Source organism: Megasphaera stantonii (genome assembly GCF_003367905.1).
Taxonomy (GTDB): Bacteria; Bacillota; Negativicutes; order Veillonellales; family Megasphaeraceae; genus Megasphaera; species Megasphaera stantonii.
Genome location: NZ_CP029462.1, coordinates 96,458 through 120,335 on the forward strand (window position 1 = coordinate 96,458; position 23,878 = coordinate 120,335).

At 51.0% G+C, this 23,878-nt stretch carries 19 protein-coding genes; 11 read left to right on the forward strand and 8 right to left on the reverse strand.

The window, feature by feature from the left end:
* Positions 1–124 precede the first annotated feature (124 nt).
* From hslO to DKB62_RS00490, 9 genes are all read left to right on the forward strand, one after another.
* A complete protein-coding gene (hslO, locus tag DKB62_RS00450; RefSeq protein ID WP_095628863.1) occupies positions 125–1,009 on the forward strand; it encodes an Hsp33 family molecular chaperone HslO in 885 nt (294 codons plus the stop codon).
* A 4-nt stretch (positions 1,010–1,013) separates the two neighbouring features.
* Positions 1,014–1,808, forward strand: coding sequence for an S-methyl-5'-thioadenosine phosphorylase (mtnP, locus tag DKB62_RS00455; protein WP_087477415.1), 795 nt, complete (start codon positions 1,014–1,016; stop codon positions 1,806–1,808).
* A gap of 1 nt (position 1,809) precedes the next feature.
* Positions 1,810–2,865 carry an S-methyl-5-thioribose-1-phosphate isomerase gene (mtnA, locus tag DKB62_RS00460; protein ID WP_107195498.1) on the forward strand — a complete coding sequence of 352 codons (1,056 nt, stop codon included), beginning with the start codon at positions 1,810–1,812 and terminating at the stop codon, positions 2,863–2,865.
* A 17-nt stretch (positions 2,866–2,882) separates the two neighbouring features.
* A complete protein-coding gene (locus DKB62_RS00465; protein ID WP_107195497.1) occupies positions 2,883–4,124 on the forward strand; it encodes an adenosylhomocysteinase in 1,242 nt (413 codons plus the stop codon).
* A gap of 20 nt (positions 4,125–4,144) precedes the next feature.
* A complete protein-coding gene (locus DKB62_RS00470) occupies positions 4,145–5,425 on the forward strand; it encodes an amidohydrolase (RefSeq protein ID WP_107195496.1) in 1,281 nt (426 codons plus the stop codon).
* A gap of 244 nt (positions 5,426–5,669) precedes the next feature.
* On the forward strand, positions 5,670–7,187 hold the full coding sequence (locus tag DKB62_RS00475) for a purple acid phosphatase family protein (protein WP_205410344.1): 1,518 nt from the start codon (positions 5,670–5,672) through the stop codon (positions 7,185–7,187).
* Positions 7,188–7,193: 6 nt separating this feature from the next.
* On the forward strand, positions 7,194–8,327 hold the full coding sequence (locus tag DKB62_RS00480; RefSeq protein ID WP_107195494.1) for a YibE/F family protein: 1,134 nt from the start codon (positions 7,194–7,196) through the stop codon (positions 8,325–8,327).
* Positions 8,328–8,435: 108 nt separating this feature from the next.
* Positions 8,436–9,856 (forward strand): IS3 family transposase gene (locus tag DKB62_RS00485; RefSeq protein WP_107195493.1). Its coding sequence is split into 2 segments (ribosomal slippage): positions 8,436–9,003 and positions 9,003–9,856, totalling 1,422 coding nucleotides; the frame shifts between segments, so codons are not numbered across the junction.
* A 423-nt stretch (positions 9,857–10,279) separates the two neighbouring features.
* Entirely contained in the window at positions 10,280–10,531 is a 252-nt protein-coding gene (locus DKB62_RS00490; protein WP_087477421.1) for a hypothetical protein, read from the forward strand.
* Positions 10,532–11,411: 880 nt separating this feature from the next.
* Here DKB62_RS00490 and DKB62_RS00495 read toward each other — a convergent pair.
* Both DKB62_RS00495 and DKB62_RS00500 read right to left on the reverse strand, forming a co-directional pair.
* Positions 11,412–12,746 (reverse strand): S-layer homology domain-containing protein, encoded by a 1,335-nt coding sequence (locus tag DKB62_RS00495; protein WP_107195560.1) that lies wholly within the window; start codon positions 12,744–12,746, stop codon positions 11,412–11,414.
* Between the two features lie 575 nt (positions 12,747–13,321).
* Positions 13,322–14,560: a [Fe-Fe] hydrogenase large subunit C-terminal domain-containing protein gene (locus tag DKB62_RS00500; RefSeq protein WP_095628870.1), complete on the reverse strand. Its 1,239-nt coding sequence runs from the start codon at positions 14,558–14,560 to the stop codon at positions 13,322–13,324.
* Between the two features lie 301 nt (positions 14,561–14,861).
* On the opposite strand from DKB62_RS00500, the gene DKB62_RS00505 reads away from it, so the two are divergent.
* A complete protein-coding gene (locus tag DKB62_RS00505) occupies positions 14,862–15,848 on the forward strand; it encodes a site-specific integrase (protein ID WP_232818740.1) in 987 nt (328 codons plus the stop codon).
* Positions 15,849–15,904: 56 nt separating this feature from the next.
* Here DKB62_RS00505 and DKB62_RS00510 read toward each other — a convergent pair whose 3' ends face one another.
* A complete protein-coding gene (locus DKB62_RS00510; protein ID WP_087477424.1) occupies positions 15,905–16,198 on the reverse strand; it encodes a LysM peptidoglycan-binding domain-containing protein in 294 nt (97 codons plus the stop codon).
* 198 nt (positions 16,199–16,396) lie between these two features.
* Here DKB62_RS00510 and lexA point away from each other — a divergent pair, with 198 nt between their 5' ends.
* On the forward strand, positions 16,397–17,017 hold the full coding sequence (gene lexA, locus DKB62_RS00515) for a transcriptional repressor LexA (RefSeq protein WP_107195492.1): 621 nt from the start codon (positions 16,397–16,399) through the stop codon (positions 17,015–17,017).
* A 116-nt stretch (positions 17,018–17,133) separates the two neighbouring features.
* On the opposite strand, the gene DKB62_RS00520 is transcribed toward lexA, so the two are convergent.
* The 5 genes from DKB62_RS00520 to rseP form a co-directional block, all read right to left on the reverse strand.
* Positions 17,134–18,444: an MFS transporter gene (locus tag DKB62_RS00520; RefSeq protein ID WP_232818739.1), complete on the reverse strand. Its 1,311-nt coding sequence runs from the start codon at positions 18,442–18,444 to the stop codon at positions 17,134–17,136.
* Positions 18,445–18,558: 114 nt separating this feature from the next.
* Positions 18,559–19,830, reverse strand: a complete 1,272-nt coding sequence (locus DKB62_RS00525) for a hypothetical protein (RefSeq protein WP_107195490.1) — start codon at positions 19,828–19,830, stop codon at positions 18,559–18,561.
* A gap of 192 nt (positions 19,831–20,022) precedes the next feature.
* On the reverse strand, positions 20,023–21,753 hold the full coding sequence (locus tag DKB62_RS00530) for a proline--tRNA ligase (RefSeq protein WP_087477428.1): 1,731 nt from the start codon (positions 21,751–21,753) through the stop codon (positions 20,023–20,025).
* A gap of 4 nt (positions 21,754–21,757) precedes the next feature.
* Positions 21,758–22,825, reverse strand: coding sequence for a flavodoxin-dependent (E)-4-hydroxy-3-methylbut-2-enyl-diphosphate synthase (ispG, locus tag DKB62_RS00535; protein ID WP_107195489.1), 1,068 nt, complete (start codon positions 22,823–22,825; stop codon positions 21,758–21,760).
* A 15-nt stretch (positions 22,826–22,840) separates the two neighbouring features.
* Positions 22,841–23,863 carry an RIP metalloprotease RseP gene (gene rseP, locus DKB62_RS00540; RefSeq protein WP_107195488.1) on the reverse strand — a complete coding sequence of 341 codons (1,023 nt, stop codon included), beginning with the start codon at positions 23,861–23,863 and terminating at the stop codon, positions 22,841–22,843.
* Positions 23,864–23,878: the final 15 nt, after the last annotated feature.

Here is a 23,878-nt window from a genome sequence, read left to right on the forward strand (position 1 = left end):
CACGGCGAAAGAGTCCGGCAGCGGGCAGTACAGTTTTTCCGACCTGCCAAATTAGTAGTGAAAAATACTCGCAGGTGTAGTATAATTAGATTCAGATTTTATGTAGAAAGGATATCAGAACAGGATGCATATTGAAGACCAGATCGTCCATTATACATCAGACGAGTTAATTCGCGTTTCTATCGCCCAGACGCGCCGCATAACCGAAACGGCGCGGCAGCGGCATCATTTGTCGCCTGTGGCCTGCGCCGCCTTGGGCCGGGCCATGACGGGAGCGCTCCTCCTGGCCGGAGACTATAAAAATCATGAAGGCGTTTCCCTTAAATTTGCCGGCGACGGCCCATTAGGAGCCGTTCACGTCGACGCCTTCGATTCCAATAAAGTACGGGGCTATATCGACAATCCCACAGTTGATTTGCCCCTCAAAGCAAACGGAAAATTAGATGTAGGAGCCGCTGTAGGCCAGCACGGCCAGCTGACGGTAACGCGCTTTACGCCGGAGCAGATGACCTATACGAGCCAAGCCGACCTCGTATCCGGCGAAATTGCCGAAGATTTGGCTTATTACTTATACACGTCGGAGCAGATTCCCTCGACGATCAGCTTAGGCGTCCTCGTCGACCGGGACTATACGATTGCCGCGTCAGGCGGCTTTCTCGTCCAGGCGCTGCCGGGAGCGAAAGAAGAAGACTTAGCGCGGGTCGAGGCCAACATTACGCAGATCGGGCCGATTACGACGTATTTGAAGAATCATCCCGATGGAGAAGGGCTGATCGACATTATTTTAAGCGGCATGCATTTTAAAGAATTATTCCGCAAGCCTGCCTGGTGGCAGTGCACGTGCTCGCGCCAGCGCATTGAAAACGTCCTCCTGTCCCTGAGAGCCCAGGATAAGGAGGAACTGCTGCAGGACCCGCAGGTAGAGATGACCTGCCATTACTGCGGTGAAAAATACGTCATCAGCCACGACGAATTAGTTACTTTATTCGAAAACGCACATAAGGAGTGATAGTATGGGCTTAATTGCCATCATCGGCGGTACGGGCGTCTGCGATATCAAGATGCTGAAAAACGCCAAAGAGCATCACATGGACACCTTTTATGGTACGATCCATTATGTCCGCGGCACGTATGAGGGAAAAGAACTGATTTTCCTTCCCCGTCATGGTAAAACCCATTCCATACCGCCTCATCTGATCAACTACCGGGGCAACATGCTGGGCTTAAAGCGGTTAGGCGTTACAGCCGTTATTTCGACGACGGCCGTCGGGTCCCTGAACCGCGACTTTAAGCCGAACGAATTTGTCCTGCCCGACCAGTTCCTCGATTTTACGAAGTCGCGCCATACGTCTTTCTTTGACGGCGGGGAAAACGGCGTCGTCCACGTCGATATGACCGAGCCGTACTGCCCGACCCTGCGCCGTACTCTCATGGCAGCGGCTGACGAACTGGGAGGATACGCCCTGCACAACGGCGGCACCTACGTATGCACGGAAGGACCGCGGTTTGAGACGCCGGCGGAAATCAAGATGTACGAAACGCTGGGCGGCGACCTCGTCGGCATGACCAACGTGCCGGAAGTCTGCCTAGCCCGGGAAGCTGAAATCTGCTACGCTACGGTTTCCATGGTTACGAACTTCGCCGCCGGCATTTCTCCGTCCGCCCTGACTCATTCGGAAGTCGTAGACTGCATGGCGGAAAACTCCCTCCGCCTGCGTACCCTGATCATGAAAGCCGTCGAACTGTACGGCGACGACGATTGCCTGTGCCGCCACGCCCTGCAGGAATACGGCGGCTTTACGGTGTAATATGGATACGCTGCGCTGGCAGAACGGCCAGCTGGTCCTGCTGGATCAAACGAAGCTTCCCCTGGAAGAATCCTATATTACCTGTACAAAATGGCAGGACGTATACGACGCCATTTCCATCCTCGCCGTACGGGGCGCGCCGGCTATCGGCGTAGCCGCGGCTTACGGCTCGGTCCTGGCGGCCCGCATGCTGGCCGATACGCGCGACTATGAGTCGACTTCGGAGTTCCTTGCCGATTTCTCCGAATGCTGCCGCTGCCTCGACGAAGCCCGGCCTACGGCTGTCAACCTGCACTGGGCCCTGGAAACGATGAAAGCCGCGGCGTATGGAGCAGAGGAACAACCGGTCTCGTCTATTCTCCAGCTGCTGGAAGACAAGGCGAAATCCATGCAGGCCGAAGATGTGGCAATCAACACGGCCATGTCGGAATACGGCGCCGAAGAGTTAGCTGCGGCAGGTAAGCCTCTGACGATATTGACGCACTGCAACGCCGGGGCGCTGGCTACGGCCGGCGTCGGCACGGCCCTGGGCGTCATCCGCTCCCTTCACAAGCGGGGGCTGATCCGCATGGTTTATGCCGATGAAACGCGGCCTCTCCTGCAGGGAGCGCGCCTCACCGTATCGGAGCTCATGGCCGACGGCATTCCCGTGACGCTCATTACGGACAACATGGCCGCCTGGGTCATGAAGACGAAGGGCGTCGACGCCGTCGTCGTCGGGGCCGACCGCATTACGGCCAACGGAGACACGGCCAACAAAATCGGCACCTACGGCGTGTCGATTTTGGCGAAGGAACACGGCGTTCCCTTTTACGTCGCCGCCCCGATTTCGACCTTCGACCTGTCCCTGGACAAAGGGGAACAAATTCCCATTGAGGAGCGAAATCATGACGAAGTGCGTTCCATTCAGGGAGTACCGACGGCGCTGCCGGAAGCCGCCGTCTTTAATCCGGCCTTCGACGTAACGCCTCACGAGAATATCGCGGCTATTTTTACGGAAAAAGGGGTTATCCGCAAGCCTGACACTGCGCAGGTTCATGCATTTTTCAATATATAGAAAGGAAGTCTTATCGTATGGAATCTATTATTCGCGACATCAAATTAGCTAAGAGCGGTCATGAAAAAATCAGCTGGGTTGACCACTACATGCCGGCGCTGAACGCTATCGGCGACGAATTAGCTAAAGAACAGACCTTTAAAGGCAAGACGGTCTGCGTCAGCGTCCATTTGGAAGCTAAAACGGCGTACTTGGCCGAAGTCCTGCACCGGGCCGGCGCCAACGTCATCGTCACGGGAAGCAATCCCTTGTCGACGCAGGACGACGTCGCCGCAGCTCTCGTAGAAGACGGCCTGACAGTCTATGCCTGGTATGGCGCGACAGAGGAAGAATATTTCAATTTCCTCAACAAATCTCTGGACCATCATCCGGATATCATCATCGACGACGGCGGCGATCAGGTTCATCTGCTCCATACGACGCGGACTGACGCCCTGGAAAACCTCCTCGGCGGCACGGAAGAAACGACGACAGGCGTTAACCGCCTTCATGGCCTCGATAAAGCGGGCCAGCTGAAATTCTCCATGATTGCGGCAAACGATTCGTACTGCAAATACCTTTTCGATAACCGCTACGGCACAGGCCAGTCCACGTGGGACGGCATCATGCGCACGACGAACCTCACCGTCGTCGGCAAGAAAGTCGTCATCGCCGGCTACGGTTGGTGCGGCCGCGGCTGCGCTATGCGGGCTAAGGGCCTGGGCGCTCACGTCATCGTTACGGAAGTAGACCCCATCAAGGCTATCGAAGCCGTATTCGACGGCTTTGAAGTGCTGCCGATGGCTGAAGCCGCCAAGGTAGGCGATATCTTCGTCACCCTGACAGGGGACAAGGACGTCATCCGCGGCGAACACATGAAAAATATGAAGGACGGCGTCATCTTGGCCAACGCCGGTCATTTCGACGTAGAAATCAACCGTCCCGAACTGGAAGCATTGGCTGTGCGCCATTTTGAAGCCCGTCATAATATCGAAGGCTACGAGCTGCCCGACGGACGCATTATCAATTTGCTGGCTGAAGGCCGCCTGGTAAACCTCGCTGCCGGCGACGGCCATCCGGCGGAAATCATGGACTTGTCCTTCGCCGTACAGGCATTGGCAGCTAAATATATTCTGGAACATCACGCTGAACTGGGAAATCACGTATACGTCCTGCCCCGCGATATCGACATGGAAATCGCTAAGATCAAGCTGCGCTCCATGGGCTACAGCATTGACACCCTGACGGAAGAACAGCGCAAATACTTAAATCTGGACTGATTGGGCAGGGAGGACAGCCGATGAAAACGTTGATCAAAGACGTGGCCTTATACAAAGACCACGTCATTACAGAGCATCAGAACATTGAAGTGACGGACAGCGTCATTACGGGATTTCCGACGTCGCCCCAGGCAGGGGATTACGATGAAGTACTCGAAGGCCGTTCCATGCTGGCCCTGCCTGGTTTCGTCAATACGCATACGCACATCGCCATGACGGTATTCCGCAGCTATGCCGACGACATGCAGCTTATGGACTGGCTGGAAAAGAAGATCTGGCCGGCAGAGGACAAGCTGGACAGCGACGTCGTATACGCCCAGACGATGCTAGGCATCGCCGAAATGATCCGCTGCGGCACGACGAGCTTCGCCGACATGTATTTCTTCATGGACGACGTAGCCAGAGCCGTAGAAGCCTCTGGCATCCGGGCCGCCCTGAGCCGCGGCTTGACGGGCGTGACGCCCAATGCCCAGCAGGCGCTGCAGGAAAATAAGGAATTTTACAAGACGTGGCATGGAAAGGCGGACGGACGCATTACGGTCATGTTCGGTCCCCATGCCCCTTATACGTGCCCGCCCGACTACATCCGCCAGGTCGTCGAAGCCGCCGGCGAATTGGGGGCGGAAGTGCACACGCATTTGTGCGAAACGAAGGGCGAAGTAGACAGTATTGTCAAACAGTACGGCAAATCGCCTATCGCCTTGATGGACGAACTTGGACTGTTTGACTGCGGCTGTTTGGCGGCTCACTGCGTGTGGGTCGACGACGCTGACATGGATATTATGGTCAAGAAGGGCGTCCGCGTCGCTCACAATCCGGGCAGCAACTTAAAGCTGGCCAGCGGCATCGCTCCCGTACAGGACATGCTGAAAAAAGGCATCGTCGTAGGCCTCGGCACGGACGGAGCATCGAGCAACAACAACCTGGACATTATGGAAGAAATGCATTTGGCCGCATTTATCCATAAGGCCCATACGCTGGACCCCTTAGTCGTCCCGGCTGAATCAGCTGTCAACATGATGACCGAAGCCGGCGCAGCATGCCTCGGATATACGGATATCGGCAAATTAGAAACAGGGTATAAAGCCGATATTACCCTCGTCGACAGAGAAGGGCTCCATTGGTATCCGAAAAACGATTCCATGTCCTTGCTGGCATACTCAGCCAACAGCTTTGACGTCGATACGGTCATGGTAAACGGTAAGGTGTTGCTGAAAGGCAAGGAATTTACGACACTGGATATTGAAAAAATCAAAGCGGAAGCAGAGCGGACCAAAGAAAAGCTCTTTTCCGCTTTATAATCCCATCTCAAGACGGCCGTTCCCTGAAAGGGGGAGCGGCCGTTTTTGCATGCCTCCGGTGACAGAGGAGATAGGGCGCAGTAGTTTTTTACATATATTTCACATAATCGCCTGCATTTCTTTACACAAAAGGCCTAAAGTAAAAGCAGTTAGTATACCTTTGCTAGTTTATAGCTCAATAGGAGATGTTGCAATTATGTGTCCATTTCATGTCAAAAAGAGTAAGAAAGTTGCTGCTGCGTATGTGGCAGCAGTATTATGTATGGCTTCTTTCGGCGTATTTGCTGCGACCGAGCATTGGAACGATGCGTCCCTTACGCCGCAAGTGACGACGAGAACGACCGTTTCAGAAAATACGGATTGGCAGCAGTGGAAAGACAATTGGGATGCCATTAAGACCAATTACGAACAAGTATCCATCGCTCCCGGCGCCGACGCCTCTCAGCTGAATTTCGGCTGGTACTCCAAGGAAAAAGCCGACCGCGCGCAGGTCCGCATCGCCGACAATCAGGCAATGAAACACGCCGTAACCTTCGACGGCTCCTGCCAGGATGGTACGGTAATCAGCGGCGTACCCTATTACACCAACAAGGTTACGGTAAAAGATCTGAAGCCGGAAACGACATACTGGTACCAGGTAAGACTCAATGGCAAATGGCAGGAAGCCCACCAGATTAAGACGGGCAACCCCGATGATTTCACAATCATGTACGTCGGAGACCCGCAGATCGGCGCGTCGTCCGGCCAGATTCCATCAGAAGGAACGGCAAAACAGAACGGCGACATCGCGGCCCGGAACGACTCGTATAACTGGGCAAAAACCTTGAATTACGCCTTGGCTCAGCATCCGGAAATCAACTTCCTCGTATCGCCTGGCGACCAGATTAACGAACCAGCAGAAGACCAGAGCGCCGCTAAGATTCAGATGCAGGAATATCAATATGCCGGCTACTTGTCTCCTGCCGCGCTGCGCAGCCTGCCTGCCGCTACGAGCATCGGCAACCACGACTGCATGACGTCGGGCTATCAGAATCACTTCAACGTTCCGAATCCCTTTACGGAAGAAACGAATTCGACTAAAGCCGGCTACGGTTACTACTATACCTACGGCAGCGCGCTGTTCATCGTCATCAACGCCAATAATTACAACGCCGCCGACCATCAGGCCTTGATCGAAAAGGCCATCAAAGCCCATCCGGATACGAAATGGCGCATCGTCGTCATGCACCAGGATATTTACGGCAGCGGCAAAGACCACTCCGATTCGGACGGCATCCTGCTCCGCACGCAGCTCACGCCGATTTTCGACGCCAACAAGATCGACGTCGTCCTTCAGGGCCATGACCATACTTACGCCCGCACATACCAGCTGAGCAGCGACGGCAAGGATCATGCAACCTTTGACCAGTTCAAAGTAGCCGGCCAGTGCGGCCAGAAGCATAACCTGCTGGATGCAGCCCTGAAAAATCAGGAATTTAAAAACAATTACGTATCCCAGAACATGTGCTATACCATTGCCGACATGAGCCAGGGCGTGCTCCGCAACCCGAAGGGCGTATTCTACATGTCGTCCAACTCTGCGACAGGCTCCAAGTTCTACGAACTCATTCCGCAGCAGCAGGATTACATCGCCGCCCGCAGCCAGACATGGCGTCCGACCTATTCGGTTATCCGCATTACAAATAACAGCTTTACCATCAATACCTATGACGCTGAAACAGGAACGCCCATCGACAGCTCGTACAGCATCATAAAGGACTAAGCACAGATGATACATTCTAAATGGTTTCGTTTGCTCCTCGTCATCGTCTGTATCGTCGCCGGAGGGTACTTCCTTCAATCGTACAATCAGGTCGATAAACCGCAGATGGTCAACACAGACGGCCGTACCTTTGAAAAGGCTCAGGTCATAGAAATCATTCAGGATAACGTGCAGGAAAATGGAAGCCGCGTCGGCGACCAAATCGTGTCGCTGCGCATTGAAAGCGGCGTCCATGCCGGGAAAACCGTTCAGGCAAATTGCCCGAACGGTCTTCTCTTTGGCACGGTCTGCGAACCGGGGATGGAAGTCGTCGTCATATCCAGTACGATCGGCCAGCTCGATCTGCACACGGTATATAACATCGACCGTTCCCTGCCGATTTACCTGTACATTGCAGCCTTCCTGATTTTACTGAGCGTCGTCGGCGGAAAAAAGGGCGTCAAATCAGCCGTCGCCTTAGTATTTACCTTTATCTGCTTTGTATTTCTCTTTTTCCCCATGATCTTGCGGGGCACAGGGCCCGTTGCAGCTTCAATCCTCACGTCGGGCATCGTCCTGGCGGCGACGATGTACCTCATCAACGGCTGGTCGAAAAAGAGCGTCACAGCCTTTTTAGCGACGCTGGGAGGCATTCTGACTGCCGGCATTTCAGCTATTATCTTTGGCCAGGCCGTCAATCTGTCCGGCTACAACGTATCGAATATTGAAAGCCTCATGTTTGTCGCTCAGAATACGATGATCGACATTGGCCAGATTCTCTTTGCCGGCATCTTATTCGCCAGCTTAGGCGCTGTCATGGATATTGCCATGGACGTGACGTCGGCCTGTGCGGAAATCGAAAAGCATAATCCTCAAATCAGCCGCAAGGCCCTGTTTCAGGCAGGAATGAACGTAGGCCGCGACGTCATGGGAACCATGTCGACGACGCTCATCCTGGCGTTTTTCGGCGGTTCTCTGGGAACGTGGGTATTAGATTACGTCTATGACTTGCCGTACTTGCAGCTCATCAACTCCAACTCGATCGGCATCGAAATTATGAAGGGCTTCTCAGCTAGCTTCGGCGTCATATTTACCGTGCCTATTGCAGCGGCTCTGAGCGCCTTTACCTGGCGTAAGGAAAACAGCAAAAAACAGTTGTAAAGCTATAACAACCAGCATCATATGTATTAAAGGCCTCATTTCAATAGGATTATGAACTGACCCCCAAAAGTTAGACCAAAAATCTAACGATGGGAGGTCAGTTTTTTTATGGCGAAATACAGTTACGAATTTAAGAAGCAACTGGTATCAGAATACCTGGACAATCAGGGAAGCTATGCTTCCATTTCACAAAAACATGGCATGTTGGACAGTTGCCAGTTAAGAAAATGGGTTGCTGCTTACAAAAAAATGGGGGATGCCGGGTTAAAACGCTCTCGCTCCCGGAAAGAATACTCTTTCGAAGAAAAGCTTTCTGTGGTAGAGTCTTACTTAACAAGCGAACTCTCGTATCAGGAACTGGCTCTTCAAATGGGAATCAACAATCCGTCGCTACTTGTCAGATGGGTAAATGACTTTAAAATAGCTGGGCCGGATGCGTTAAGACCGCACAGGAAAGGCAGGAAGAAGACATTGAATACATCGCAAGCAAAAGAAACAGAAGCACAAGTTCAGCATACGGAGGTGGATACCCGTGCGGAGCACGTGAAGGAATTAGAGGATGAACTTCTTAAACTCCGTATAGAGAATGCCGTTTTAAAAGAACTGAGGAGACTGCGGTTAGAGGACGAAGCAAAGCGGAGAGGGTTGCAAACGTCATCTTCAGTCTCCGAGGACAATTCAAACTAAAAGATCTTCTCTCCTACACCCATTTGCCGAAAGCCACCTACATGTACTGGCAGAAACGCATGGGCCGCGAACATCCGGACAAAGAAATAGAAGATACCATACAGGAACTTTGCAAACAGCATACCACCTATGGCTATCGGCGAATCACGGGTGAGCTTACCAATCAGGGATGGCGCGTGAACAAGAAGAAAGCACAGCGTATCATGCAAAAGCTGAGCTTTCAGGTCACTTGTTTTACGCGCAAGAGCCGCAGATACAGCTCTTACAAAGGGAAGGTGGGAACCATCGCTCCCAATAGAATACGCCGTCGCTTTCACACGACGGTTCCCCATCAGAAAATCACAACAGATACGACAGAATTTAAATACTATGAATTGGATGCCCAGGGGCATCTGACGCAGCATAAGCTGTATCTGGATCCCTTTCTGGATATGTTCAATGGAGAAATCCTCAGCTATAGAATAGGGAACCGTCCTTCTGCTGAAAATATATTAGCAGCACAGGCAGAAGCCATCGACATCACCGCGGATTGCCCGTATCGCAGAACCTTCCATTCCGATCAGGGTTGGGCGTACCAAATGAAGGCATACGTCCGCAAGCTCAAGCAAGAACGGATTTTTCAAAGCATGTCCCGGAAAGGCAACTGTCTGGATAATGCGGTGATGGAGAACTTCTTCGGCTTACTGAAACAGGAAATGTACTACGGCGTCGTGTATTATAGCTACGAAGAATTGAAATCAGCCATCGAACAGTATATCAAGTACTATAACGAACAACGAATCAAAGAAAAACTAGGCTGGAAGAGTCCTGTCCAATACAGGCGGTCTCTATCCGCTGCATAAAAAAGTAACGAGATAGCAAAAACTACCTCGTTACTAAAGTCTAACTTTTTGGGGTCACATCATTACAAGCCTGTGAAATGAGGCTTTTCTGCATATATACTGCAAATAATTTGCAAGTATCATCATTCTAAAATGAAGATATCTCCTTATGAAAGACAGGGCATGAACCTATGGCAGAGCTTTTCAAAATACGGACAAAACCGATAAGGTCAGGAAGATAGTAGTTCAACGCCGAAAAAATAAATGCCTTTCCAGCTCAAGGGGAGCTGGGCCTCGTAAAATCCGTTGACTTTTACTTAGGGATGCAGTATATATAAAGAGGGGAGAAATCGCTTGTTTTAGCGGTTTATTTAATCTAATCTATATTAATTTATGTTTATTTAGGTTTATTTAGGCTAAAAAATAGAAAAGGAGAAATGAAATATGCAATTTGAAGAGGTTCCAAAAAGAAAAAGGATCATTGACTTTTTCCCCGAAGAAAAGGAAGTGCCTCAAAAAAAGAAGAGAGGCGCCGCTAAAAAAGACGATGAGAAAAAGAAACGCCATCGAATTTCTACCTATTTGACAGATAAGCAATATAAGCAATTTATGGCGTACTGCGAAGACCAAGATCTATCTCCGGCCGAAGCCGTCAGGATGGCCATTCGCGAAACGATTGGCAAGGTCAATAAATAGATTGTTATTCTCAATTTATAAAATTCACACCAGCAGCCAGCTGTAAAACCAATTCTGATATAGTTTGTCGGGCTTATAGATATATTGCCGTTTCACGAAACAACTGAAATAAGTTTTAGTAAAATTTACAGATATGCATGTAAATCCGTATGGAATTACATGTTTATATAGGATAATTGCCGCGCATATGCTGTATGCCAGGACTGAGGACTAATCACGGCAGCCAAAATATATGGTATGGATGTATTAGAAAAAAAATTTAGAAGGGTAATCATCCCGGGATATTGCTTCATGTATTGCTGCATAAATTTATTGCTGGTATACATTATAGCAATCAGGACATCGACGGCCGTATCGGGGGATATATTTAGTTCCGATAACGTTAAATTATCGGAACTAAATAAAAAGAGAAAAATCTGGTGATTTACGGTTCCTTTGGCAGCTTATTAGCTTGTTCGATCCTGCCTCTGTCTTTATACGTACGCAGCGCCCCACATTTACTGTCATTCTTTCATTGGCTAGTATATAGACAAGTTGTGTTGTATTGCAAATCGTATATATGCAGAATGCTGCGCGGCAGATTAAAGCTTTTAGCTGGTTATGATATTTCTCTCATACCAGTGCTGTGCTGATTTGTACTTCTGCAAAATTTTCTTTGCAATTTTCCGCAGACTATCTTCATATTTTGGCTTTTAAGCCCCGTTTTAAACCTTCTATATGGTTTTTATATGGCTTTGCCGTTTTTGCGCTTAAAAACGCTTTTTTGAAAGGCAAATTTAATAGGTTCAGCTGATAATTTCATAAGTAAAGACCGAAGCCTTCTCATGAGAGAAACGCTTCGGTCTTTTGTAATCAGGTGATTTTTTTTGTTGTTCAGCAATTAGAAAGTAAATACGAACTGTGCCCGTGTCTGTTCTTCCGGATCGGAATCAGGACCATCTTTCGTCTGGCTGCCAAAGGACTGCATAACGCTGAACATAGCGTTTTTAGCGAATACGTAGTCGATGCCGGCACCCCAGGATTTGATATTATCCATCTGGCCAAAGCGCCAGCTGTTCGTGGAGCCGCCTAAGAATGCGCCTTCTTCAGCATCGAGGTATTCAACCCAGAGATCCCAGGACTTCGGAGTTGCCATGCTGGTTTTGCCGTATGTAACGCGGCCAATCCATACGTTGGCATTGTCATCGCCATTATCATTTTTTTCGCCGTTGACGAAGTTTACGTTTTCATAGTTAGCAAGGACGTTCCATTTGGAGCCGAAGTTTACGCTGGTATATGCGCCCCAAAGGTCATCGGCAAAGAAGTCGCCGCCTTCGACAGCCGAATTGCCGCCGCCGACGAAGTTATTGTAATAGACGCCTACAGCCGTATTGTTGCCGAAGAATCCTTCGACTTCGCCATATGCCGTTTTTACGCCTTCCATTTCAACTTCTTCGCCGTCCCATTTTTCCAAGCCGCCGGCGATATCGCCTTCTTTAAATTTACCATAGCCGCCTGTTACAGCAAATTTGCCGTTGTTAAACTGCAGCTGAGCGCGGTCGAATACATCGCCGTACTGGTAGCCATAAGAACGGGGGCCGCCGAGAATGTATGCAGAAGTACGGCCGGCGCTGACTTTCCAGTTGGAACCGAAGGCGTAGTCTACATTGATGATGTCGGCAAACACATCGTTGCTTCCGTCATGAGCCTGACCGTTAGCGCCAAAGTTCTGATTGTCTGTGCTGAGACCGACCGTAGCCGTTACGCGGTCGTTAACCTGGGCCGTGCCGCGGAGGCGAATACGGTAATCCCAGGAGTTGTCGTCTTCTTTAGATTTATTGTCGTTCTGATAACGGTAACGAAGACGAGCGTCGCCAGTAAACTTAATATTGCCGACTTTATTTTCCAAGTTCGATACGCGGACACCGAGATTGTTCAATTCATCAGCATATTCGTCAGCTAATTTGTTGATCAGGGCGCGCTGTTCTACCGTAGCGCGATCCATGTGAGCCATGGCTTTAGCTACCATTTCAGCAGCTTCGTAACGAGTAATGTTGCGGTTACCTTCGAAATATTTGCCGTCTACGCCCTGAACAATGCCCGAGTCGGCCAGTTCTACAACGGATTTGTAGGCCCAGCTGTCGGTCGGTACGTCTACAAACGGGTTGGCTGCAAACGCGCACGTTGCGCCTACAGCCATCGTTGCTGCTAATGCTGCTAATACTTTTGCTTTCATCATTAACTACCTCTCTTCTTGAATAAAATAGAAAACATCTTGCTTTGTTACAGGCAGATAGTCTATTTTCTCAAAGAGCATTTGGCGAGTCTCCCTAGTTTCCTCTCTTTTGCTGCGTTGAGAAATTCACATAGTCTATCTTAATTTCGTTGTGCCTGCGGCACTGGTTTCGATGCCGCACCTCAACTTGATGTTCATTGTACAGTATAATATATTCTAATGTCAATAAAGGCTTGCTTTGTAATTTATTAAACTTATATAGTTATAACAAATAATTATATTATGTGTTATTTGTTAATTATTTTCTAGTAAAAATAAAGATATTTCAAAATAATTATGATGTATTTTCGAGATATTTATAAAGTATTTAAGAATAGCGAGAAACCCAATTCTATTTCCTGCGTCGATATCTGACAATTCATCCTTGTACTTACTCAATTATTTAATAATATATAATTATATATTATTAGGTGATGGCATAAAACAAACGACCCTTTTCTGCTGATTCCAGCGAAAAAGGGTCGTTTATGCGTATGTTTTTTTAGTCAGCCCTATTCAATAACCGCTATGTGTCATTACGTATCCATATCCCGATCATACAGGCGACTGTTCTCTAAAAATTCTTCGACTGTTGAAAAGCCCAATTCCTTCAGCAGCTCGATGACATAAGGATTCTCTGCCGGCGTTTTATACAGAGCTTCCTTTCCATAAGCCTGGACCTGCTTTTTGCCTTCTTCTTTAGAAATAATAGCTCGCGGGCCGCCGACACAGCCGCCCTTACAGCCCATTCCTTCGAAGAAATTGCCGCCGTGGTTTCCTGCCAGAATATCGTTGATCATGGCTTTACATTCCGGCACGCCATCGGCGCGACGGGTCTGAATGGTCACGCTGCGGTGCGGATTTAGTTGCCCTACCATTCGGGAAACGGCTTCCGATACGCCGCCGGCATAGGCGTATCCGATTCCCGCTTCAGATGCATGAGGAACCTTGTCCTCTGGCAGAGACGCCAGATCTATGTTGGAAACGGAAAATAAATCGGACAATTCCTGATAGGTCAGTACGTAATCAATAGCGCCAACTAAATCTGACTCTTTCTTTTCTGCCTTTTTAGCCAGGCAGGGGCCGATAAAGACGGTTTTCGCCGTCGGATGCAGCCTTTTAACCGTGCGGCCGCCGGCAATCATAGGCGACACTGAGCCGGGAACGTTAGGAAGCAGCTGATGATATAATTTTTTTATCATGGCAATCCACATAGGACAGCAGCAGCTCGTCAGCTGGAATTGGGTTTCGTCGCGGATATTTTTGTCAAATTCCAGCGCTTCTTTTAACGTCAGGATATCGGCAAACACGGCCACTTCCAGCATTCCCGTGAACCCAAGGCATTTTAAAGCGGTGCGCAGCTTGCCCATCGTTACATCCTTTCCGAATTGGCCCGATATGGCCGGCGCAACCAGCGCATAGACCGGTCCGTCATATTCGCGCAGTTCTTGAACGACGGGGATGATTTCTTTACTTGTTTTCAGCGCATCTAATTTGCAGGCGTCGACGCAAGCCTGACAGCCTACACATTTTTCATCGTCAATCACAACGCCCTCGTCTCCGAGCGCTACAGCGTCCCACTCGCAGGCGGTCTGACAATCCCTTGGGCTGTCTGGCGGACAGAGACAAGGCTTCACGCGCCAAATCAGCGGCTTGTCCTCAGGATGGATCAGGCAACCGATCAGTTTCGGGTCTGCATCGCCGCCGACTGCTAAGGGTTTGCCGTCGGCCCCTTGTTTCAGCAAGTGCCAGTATAGTTCTTCTAACGTCTGCATAGTCAACCTCCTTATAGCTCACAGTCAAGCATAATCTATTTTTATGTATATCATAGCAAATTTTATTGATATTGGCATCTGTTTTTTATATTTTCTTCGTATATATTCCGGCGTCGCCATGATAGCTCTATTCGTATGAACATGATACAAAATGTTTGTTCGGCTAGAAAGAAATACATCGTCCAAACAAATGTTTACAGAAGAAGCCCTTCGGGCCGCCGTTCATATGTTTGACTTTTCTATTATTTCATGATAAGGTTATCATGAACCTGTATATTTCATGCAAAGGAGGACTGCGGCTTTGAAAAAAGAATTGAAGCATTTCTACATTGGCCGGGCCGACATCATCGCCAATAATGATAAGCTGACCGATAAAGCGCGGCAAAGCATTTACACGGCGCGGGCCGACAATACGATCGACGCCTATGAGTCGGACTGGAATGATTTCTGCGATTGGTGCGAATATCATCAGCTGTCGTCCTTCCCTGCCCAGCCGGAGACGATCGTCAACTATATCAACGATTTAGCCGACAATGCCAAGGCCAATACAGTCGCCCGGCGTATCAGCGCCCTGACGGAAAATTTCGATGCCGCCGGCATAAAGGATAATCCCTGCCGATTCCCTATCGTCCGAAACGCCCTGCGCGGTATCAAGCGCATGAAAGGTACGATACAGCGCGGCAAGCTGCCGATTTTATTTGACGATATCAAGGAAATGCTGACCTATCTCGAAGGAGATGAATTGCAGCAGGCCCGCGATAAGGCCATCTTGCTTATCGGATTTTACGGAGCTATGCGCCGCTCAGAAATCGCCAATCTGGAAGTAGACGACTTGCAGTTTACCCGCCTTGGGCTCCTGCTTACACTGCGCAAATCCAAGACCGACCAGTTTGACCGCGGCCAGATGATCGCCATTCCCCTGGTACAGGATGAAGAAATCTGCGCCGTACGTGCTTTAAAGCATTGGCTGAAGCTCAGCGGCATCTCGTCGGGTCCCGTATTCCGGGGCTTTACGCGCAATCATACAATCCGCAAGACGAAGATCTCCGATAAAACCATCGCTCTCATCGTCAAGCATTATGTCGGACTCATGGGCATGGACCCGAAGGATTACGGAGCTCACAGCCTGCGGCACGGTTTTGCCACGTCGGCAGCCCAGCACCAGGTCGATGAACGGCAAATCATGAGACAAACCCGTCATAAATCGCAGGCTATCGTGCGGCGGTATATTGACGAAGCAGACCGGCTCATCGACAATCCCATTTTCAAGATAACGGAAACTAAGTGACCATACATACAAAAGAGCGGCGAATAAAGCCGCTCTTTTGTATGTATTCCTTGGCCTCAGTCGTCTCCAGACGGAACGGGGACGTTGAGAATTTGTCCGGGATAGATATCCTGCGTATCTGATAAATGGTTCGTTTCCATAATATCGCTGACGACGTAGCGAATATCCGTTTCGTCGTTCGTACTGCGAGAAGCGATTTCCCACACGGTATCGCCTTTCTCCACGCGAACCGGCGTATATTCTGTTTCTCCGCGATATACCCAGCCCAGCTGAGTGCTGGCGATGGCCAGCAGTCCGAGAAGCAATATATAGCCAAACAGGCGCTGTCTAATATTCTTTTTCTTTTTCATATGGCGTCACTCCTATGCATGCAAAAACAAATGTTTTTACAAACGTTCGTTCGTCGATGGTTATATTATATCGCCAAACAGTTGTTCTTGTCAAGATAATTATGGAACAATTGTTCTAAATCATTCTGTTGAAACGGGCTTGAACAAACGTTTGAATTACGGTATAATATAGACAAACTACTCTGGAGTGATGAAACCATGCTGATGAATGATAAAATGCTGACGACGCGTCAAAAACAAATTTTGGAATATATTCGGGAATGCGTGCATAAATTTGGCTATCCCCCGTCGGTACGGGAAATCTGCAAGGAAGTCGGATTGAGTTCTACGTCTACGGTCCACGGGTATTTAAACCGCTTGGAAGAACAGGGCTTTATTCGCCGCGACCCTTCCAAGAACCGGACGATCGAGCTTCTCGACGAAGGCTCCTGGCGTTCTAAAAAGATCATCCCCCTGCCGCTCGTAGGCCAGGTTCGGGCCGGCGCGCCGGTTTTGGCAGAAGAATGCGTAGAAGACGTATATCCCTTTTCCGCAGAATTTATCGGCAGCGACGAAGATTGCTTCTTATTGACGGTAAAGGGCGACAGTATGAAAAACGCCGGCATTTTTGAAGGCGATGTTCTCGTCGTACGCCAGCAGCACACGGCAGAAAACGGCGAAATCGTCGTAGCCCTTTTGGACGATGAAGCTACGGTCAAGCGGTATTTCCGCGAAGCCGACGCCATTCGCCTGCAGCCGGAAAACGACGACTATGCGCCAATTTATACGCAGAACTGCACGATTTTGGGAAAAGTAACGGGCTTATTCCGTAAATACTAGGGAAGGCGTTTTTTTCCTGATTACATACTCACTTTTAATATCCTAAAAAATTACATCCCCGCTTTACAGCAGAAATCTTCTGTCGTAAAGCGGGGATGTATTTTGTCCTGATATTCTTATTTTTTGCTGCGGACCATCGACGGAAGTATTCCGACGATGCAGAGAATCGTAAAAATGATAAAGGCGAGTTGAATATTATCGGTCAGCATAGCTTCTCCGCCCTCCCCGGTCCGCGACATGACCAGCGTAACGATGGCCACGCTGAGGACCTGGCCGACGAGCCGTACCGTGCCGATCATAGAAGAGGCCATACCGACGTATTCTTTCGGAACCGATTCCATGATAGCGTTGTTGTTGGGCGCGGTGAACAGGGAAAAACCGATGCCGATGATCATCAGGCAGGCCAGCAGAACCCACACGGACTGCAAGGGCACGTCATAAGCCAAGAATGCCAGCCCGACGGCAATGCAGCCCATGCCGGCCGAAGACAACAAGGCGGCCGATACATGGTCGGACAGCGAACCCGTGACCGGCGACAGGACGGCCATCAGTATGGGCTGAAGTAGCAGTACCAATCCGGCGTCGCGGGACGTAAAGCCCAAAATACGCTGCAGATACATGGACAGCAGAAAGCTGATAGCAAAGGTCGCACTGTAGTTCAGCATCGCCGCAAAGGATGAACAGGAAAAGGTCCTGTTGCGGAGAAACAGCTGTATGGGTATGATGGGATTGGTCTGCCTTTTTTCCCAGCAGAGAAACAGGGCGAACAGCGCCATGCCGCCTAACAGGACGTATTTGGCATATCCTAAATTCAGGATTTCCGACAGGCCGAACATCATAAGAACCAAGGCGATGGAATAGGCAATCGCTCCTGCCGTATCGAATTTTCCCTTGGTGTCGGCAATCCACTCCTCTTTCATGAAGGCTATCGTCGAAAGGACGGCGACGGCGCAGAAAAAGGCGATAAAGTAGAAAATGCTCTTCCAGCCGCAGTAGTAATTCAGGAAGCCGCCGATGACTGGCCCCAGGGACAAGCCGCAGTATACGGCGCTGACCGTAAAGCCCATGGCTTTTCCACGACGCTCCGGCGGATAGACCAGCGTGATGATAGCGAAGCTCGTAGCGAAGATACAAGCGCTGCCTATGCCCTGCAGCACGCGCAGGGCGATGAGGCCGTAAATGGACGAAATAAGGGAAACGCCTAAGGATGATATCATGAAGATAGATGCGCCCCAGAGAAATACGCGCCGCTTGCCGAACTTATCGGCTAGCTTGCCGATCGGCATGATGCATATCGTCGAGGCGATGAGAAATACTTCGATAACCCATCCCAAGTGGGATTCTGTTACCTTATACGTCAGGCCGATATCCGGCAGGGCTAAATTCAAGGCGCTGCTCGTAAAGGGATTGATAAAAGAAACAATCATGACAATTGCTAAAATGCGGTTTTCATATGAAAGATGAGGAACCATATGCTATCATCGATCCTTTGCTGTCGTTTTTTTTTATTATAGCATAGGTTTGCCGCAACGCGTAAGTTTTTATCCCCTGCACGGAGACATATACGGTTCCTGCCGGCTGATTTTATCTAGCTGCTGCATCTGAAACGGCTTATATATCCCCTGTAATCCGGTTGTACTGCCGCTGATGGCTACCTGAACCATGTCCTGCAGGACGACAGCTCGCCGTACAACGCTATGACTCCACTGCCTCTCCTGCAGCTGCGCCGCCAGGTAATGCCGGGCTGCCTCGTATTCCTTGCAGATGATGAGCCAGCGAGCCTGCGATAAAAAGTGAAACTCGGCGGAAAAACCGACGAGCGGATGGTATTGCTCCCATGCGGCGTAAAACTGGTCTTCCCGGCGATGACGCTGATAAAAGGTCAGCAATGCCGTATACATGTGCTGAAAGCCGGGGACCCGTTGCTGAGCCCGGCGTCGGGCTGCGTCTATTTCACAGGCATAGCTGTAATAACGTTCTGCCAGGCGACGGGCGCTTTCTTTGTTATGGCAGAGGGAAAATTGGCCGGCGCAGTCGAACAGCTTACCTAAGAGGTAGTATATATCCCACGATTTCTCGTAGGCCTGCTTGGCCTGTATGACGGCGGCCATGTCTTCGATATGGCGCGGCAAGCCTTCTATTTCCAGCACCCGTTCCAAGCAGTCATAGATGCGGCGAAGCCGGGCCAGATGGCCGCCGCGGCTGCCGTATACGCTGCTCGGTACGGAAAATACGAGCATCAGCTCTTCCAGTACGAAGGAGTTAAGGGAAAACGATTCCAGGCCGCAGCGGGACAAGCCGTAGCAGGCGCGGCAGTACAGCCCTTTATCGGCTGGGCCCCATTTTTCCAGCAAGGATACCGTTTCGTCATACACCCTATAGGCTTGCTCCTTTTGCCGGCAGAGAGCGGCAAAATCGCCTTGTCCTTGTCCATCTTTGGCATTTCTGTATAATATCTGCGCATAGCGGTACAGCTGCTCCGGCTGCCGCCCCTTTTCCAGCAAGAGTTCCAACGTATCCCTAGCCTTCTGAAAGCACTCTTGTTTGTCATAGGGCAAGGCGCCGAAAGGCCGGCTCGTAAATCGTACCATATAATCCCGATAGTATAACGAGGCCAATCCTTGGAGCGCGCATCTGTCGTCCCGACGGGCCGGATCTGCCAATACGGCGCAGTAGGCCTGTTCTGCCAGCTGAAGCAGACGTTTCTCTCCGCTTTCTTTACGCAGCTGCTCCGCCAGCTGCAAGCACTCATTCCAGCGCTTCTGCCGGATGTGCTGCATCAGCTGTTGTTCCTGCCGTTCTATCTTGTTCATGCTTGTCGCCTCCTTGTCGATGAAAGGTTATTCTTATCAATAGTATGACGAATAATGATTAAACTTTGACAAGAAAGGCATTAAAGTTATATTAAATTGGATTGGCCTTATCATTTTGCATTTGTCAAGAGGCAACAGAAAAGAGACGATATGCGGTAGTATCCGTTTATCGTCTCTTAGTATGTACAGGTATTACATATTGTTAGCGCGGAGTTCGTTTAAAATAGCTTGCACGCGGGCGGCGCTGTCGGCGATGGCGGCGACTTCTTCATGGCCCGTACGGCGCACCTTAATTTCTACGGTCTGATCGGCGGCGCTCTTCTTGCCTACGGTGATGCGGACGGGATATCCAATGAGGTCGGCGTCGTTGAATTTTACGCCGGCCCGTTCGTTCCTGTCGTCAAAGAGGACGTCGACGCCCATGCCTTTCAGCTGCGTATACAGCCCTTCGGCAATCTTCATCTGTTCTTCGTCCTTGCTGCTGACGGGTACGACGACGACTTCGTACGGCGCGATGGCTACGGGCCACATGATGCCCTTGTCGTCGTGGAACTGTTCGATAGCCGCGGCAATCGTCCGGGTTACGCCGATGCCGTAGCAGCCCATGACATAGGGCTTGGCCTTGCCGTTCTGGTCGAGGAAAGTCGCATTCAGGGCTTCGGAGTATTTCGTGCCCAGTTCAAATACCTGGCCGACTTCAATGCCCCGGACGATGTCGATAGGCGCGCCGCAGTGCGGGCAGACGTCGTCTTTAGTCATGAGGCGGATCGTAGCAACCGTGACGTTTTGGAAATCCCGTTTGGGATTGACGTTCTTATAATGATAGCCGTGCTTATTAGCGCCGGTCACGCCGTTCGGCACGTTCATTGCCGTCGGGTCTACGATGACATAAAAGCTTTCATTATCCGGCGTATCTGCGCCCATGGGGCTCATATAACCGGGCTGGAGGCCGTGAGCCTTCAGTTCTTCGTCTGTCGCCGGTTCAATCGTATTGCCGCCGACAAGATTCTGTACGGCTACGTCGTTTACTTCATGGTCGCCGCGAACCATGCAGAGGACCGTTTTTCCATCTACGTCGAAGGCTACGGCTTTAATCGTCTTTTCTACGGGAATTTGCAGGAAGTTGGCCAGATCTTCGATGGTCGAGCAGTTCGGCGTTTCGATGAGCTCTACGTCGGCTGCGTCTTCAGCCGCCATGTCCAGCGTATTTGGGACGGCCTTTTCAATATCGGCGGCATACTGGCACTTCGAGCAGGAGACGACTTCGGCTTCGCCAGCTGCGGCCAGGGCCATGAATTCATGGGTATGGCTGCCGCCGATTTGGCCGCTGTCTGCTTCTACGGGCTTAAAATTCAAGCCGCAGCGCGTAAATACGCGGTCGTACGCGTCATACATAATCTGATAGGTCTTATGGAGGCCTTCTTCGTCAACATCGAAAGAATAGGCGTCCTTCATGACGAATTCGCGGCTACGCATGAGGCCGAAGCGGGGACGGATTTCGTCGCGGTATTTATTCTGCATCTGCCAAAGGATCAGGGGCATCTGCTTATACGAACGCAGTTCGTTGCGGAGAAGCGTCGTAATCAATTCTTCATGGGTCGGCCCGAGGCAGTAGCCGTTGTCATGGCGGTCCTGCAGCTTGAACATTTCCGGACCGTAAGCGCTCCACCGGCCCGATTCATGCCAGATTTCGGCAGGCTGCATGATGGGCATCATGATTTCCTGGGCGCCTGTAGCGTCCATTTCTTCGCGGACGATCTGTTCTACCTTCAGCGTCACGCGGCGGCCCAAGGGCAGGAAGCTGTACAAGCCGCTGCCGTTTTTCCGCAGCATGCCCGCTTTCAGCATATATTGATGGCTGGCAATCTCAGCGTCTGCCGGAATCTCCCGCAGCGTAGGACTATATAATTTTGATGCTAACATAGACTTAAGACTCCTTTGTAATAGATTTATGTATTTCTTCCAGCAAAGCCGGTACGAGCTGATTTTCAGGCACGCTCTTCAACACCTTGCCGTGGGAAAAGACGATGCCCATTCCCTTGCCGCCGGCGATGCCGAAATCGGCTTCCCGCGCTTCACCGGGACCGTTGACGACGCAGCCCATGACGGCGACCTTAATCGGCGCTGTGATGCCGGATAAGGCTTCCTGTACTTCCTGAGCCAGGCCGATTAAATCGACTTGCGTACGGCCGCAGGTCGGGCAAGAAATCAGCGTCGGTCCGAAGGTCCTGAGGCCCAGGGCTGTGAGAATCGTCTGCCCGGCCGCGATTTCTTCCACCGGATCGCCCGTCAGTGACACGCGGATCGTATCGCCGATGCCGTTGTACAAGAGATGGCCGATGCCGATGGCCGACTTAATGCTGCCCTCACGGACCAGGCCGGCTTCCGTCACGCCTAAATGCAGGGCGTAAGGAACCTTTTCGGCCAGGGCCGTGTAGGCTTCGATCATCAGCGGTACGTCGGACGCCTTCAGGGAAATGACCATATTGCGGTAATCCAGCCGTTCCAGGATACGGATATGGCGCAAAGCCCCTTCCACCATGGCTTCGGCCGTAGGATGGCCGCCGTTCGCTTCCAGCAGGTCTTCCGGCAGCGAGCCGGCGTTGATGCCGATACGGATGGGAATCTGGCGCGAACGCACCTTTTCCACCACCTTTACGACGTTTTCATCGGCGCCGATATTGCCGGGATTGATGCGCAGGGCATGGACGCCGCTGTCTACGGCCTCCAAAGCCAGCCGATAGTCAAAGTGGATATCGGCGACGATCGGCACGGGAGACGCGGCAGTTACAGCCTTCAAGCCCTTAGCGGCAGCCATATCGGGAACGGCAAACCGCACGATTTCCGCGCCGTAAGAGGCCAGGCGGCGCACGTCGGCGACGGCCCGCTCCTCATCGGCAGGAGTAATCGTCGACATCGTCTGTACCGAAATGGGAGCGTCGCCCCCTATCGTAAGATTCCCGACAGTTACGGGAAGTGAATGTCTTCGTTTCATAGTAATCCGGCCTTTCTAAAAACGGCTGATGTCCTGGAACATGGCGAATAAGAACAGCACTCCCAGAATTACCATGCCTGTCGCCTGGATGTACTGCAGCGCCTTTTTAGGCATACGCCGGCCAGAAATTCCTTCTAAAATCAGCAGGATAATATATCCGCCGTCTAACAGCGGAATGGGCAGCAGATTTAAAATGCCCAGGTTGATGCTCAGGAAGGCCGTAAAGACGAGAAGGTTTACAAAGCCTACGGACGCTACCTGCCCGGCCAGCTGGGCTACACCGATGGGTCCGGCCAGGTCAGCCTTCGTTTCGCCGGTAATCATTTCATAGATGCCGACGAGCATGAGCTGGCAAAGCTGCCCCGTCCGCTGAACGGCCATGCCGGCCGATTCAAAAAATCCATGGGACTGTTTCGTTATGACCGGCATGATGCCGAGGGTAGCGCGCTGCGACTGGCTGTCTACCTGAGGGATCATGTCCAGGCTCAGCTCCTTGCCGTCCCGTTCGACGACGACGGTGACGACAGATCGGCTGTGTTCGGCTACGGCCTGAGAAATATCGCTCCACTGCGTAATAGCCGTGCCACCGATGGATACGATGCGGTCGCCCTCCTGCATGTCGGCCTGGCTGGCTGCGGAGTTTTCAATGACCGAGCCGACGACGGCCTGAGGCGATACGGTCATCGTGCCTACGGCAAAGGTAACGCCCCACAAGATGAGAATCGCCAGCAGAAAGTTCATGATGCCGCCGGCGGCAATGACCAGCAGCCGGGACGGAACGGGCTTATTCAAAAACGACCGTTCGTTCAGCGGCTCGTCTTCGGTCATGCCGGCGATGCGGTTAAATCCGCCCAAGGGCACGGCCCGCAGGGAATACAGCGTCGAACCATAGGTGCAGCTGTAAATCTTGGGGCCAAAGCCGATGGCAAATTCGTCGACCTGCATGCCCGTTAATTTTGCTGTAATGAAATGTCCAAATTCATGGACAAATACGATGAGACTGAATACAAATACAGTCGCTGCAATGGTAATACCCAATGTCCCAACACCTTT

What these genes read in the sequence shown, in the direction of transcription:
- lexA (WP_107195492.1), top strand. Translation starts at nt 16,397, where the DNA reads ATGCTGATGAATGATAAAATGCTGACGACGCGTCAAAAACAAATTTTG.
- DKB62_RS00525 (WP_107195490.1), bottom strand. Translation starts at nt 19,830, where the DNA reads ATGAACAAGATAGAACGGCAGGAACAACAGCTGATGCAGCACATCCGG.
- mtnA (WP_107195498.1), top strand. Translation starts at nt 1,810, where the DNA reads ATGGATACGCTGCGCTGGCAGAACGGCCAGCTGGTCCTGCTGGATCAA.
- DKB62_RS00470 (WP_107195496.1), top strand. Translation starts at nt 4,145, where the DNA reads ATGAAAACGTTGATCAAAGACGTGGCCTTATACAAAGACCACGTCATT.
- DKB62_RS00480 (WP_107195494.1), top strand. Translation starts at nt 7,194, where the DNA reads ATGATACATTCTAAATGGTTTCGTTTGCTCCTCGTCATCGTCTGTATC.
- mtnP (WP_087477415.1), top strand. Translation starts at nt 1,014, where the DNA reads ATGGGCTTAATTGCCATCATCGGCGGTACGGGCGTCTGCGATATCAAG.
- hslO (WP_095628863.1), top strand. Translation starts at nt 125, where the DNA reads ATGCATATTGAAGACCAGATCGTCCATTATACATCAGACGAGTTAATT.
- DKB62_RS00465 (WP_107195497.1), top strand. Translation starts at nt 2,883, where the DNA reads ATGGAATCTATTATTCGCGACATCAAATTAGCTAAGAGCGGTCATGAA.
- DKB62_RS00495 (WP_107195560.1), bottom strand. Translation starts at nt 12,746, where the DNA reads ATGAAAGCAAAAGTATTAGCAGCATTAGCAGCAACGATGGCTGTAGGC.
- ispG (WP_107195489.1), bottom strand. Translation starts at nt 22,825, where the DNA reads ATGAAACGAAGACATTCACTTCCCGTAACTGTCGGGAATCTTACGATA.
- DKB62_RS00510 (WP_087477424.1), bottom strand. Translation starts at nt 16,198, where the DNA reads ATGAAAAAGAAAAAGAATATTAGACAGCGCCTGTTTGGCTATATATTG.
- DKB62_RS00520 (WP_232818739.1), bottom strand. Translation starts at nt 18,444, where the DNA reads ATGATTGTTTCTTTTATCAATCCCTTTACGAGCAGCGCCTTGAATTTA.
- DKB62_RS00530 (WP_087477428.1), bottom strand. Translation starts at nt 21,753, where the DNA reads ATGTTAGCATCAAAATTATATAGTCCTACGCTGCGGGAGATTCCGGCA.
- DKB62_RS00500 (WP_095628870.1), bottom strand. Translation starts at nt 14,560, where the DNA reads ATGCAGACGTTAGAAGAACTATACTGGCACTTGCTGAAACAAGGGGCC.
- DKB62_RS00490 (WP_087477421.1), top strand. Translation starts at nt 10,280, where the DNA reads ATGCAATTTGAAGAGGTTCCAAAAAGAAAAAGGATCATTGACTTTTTC.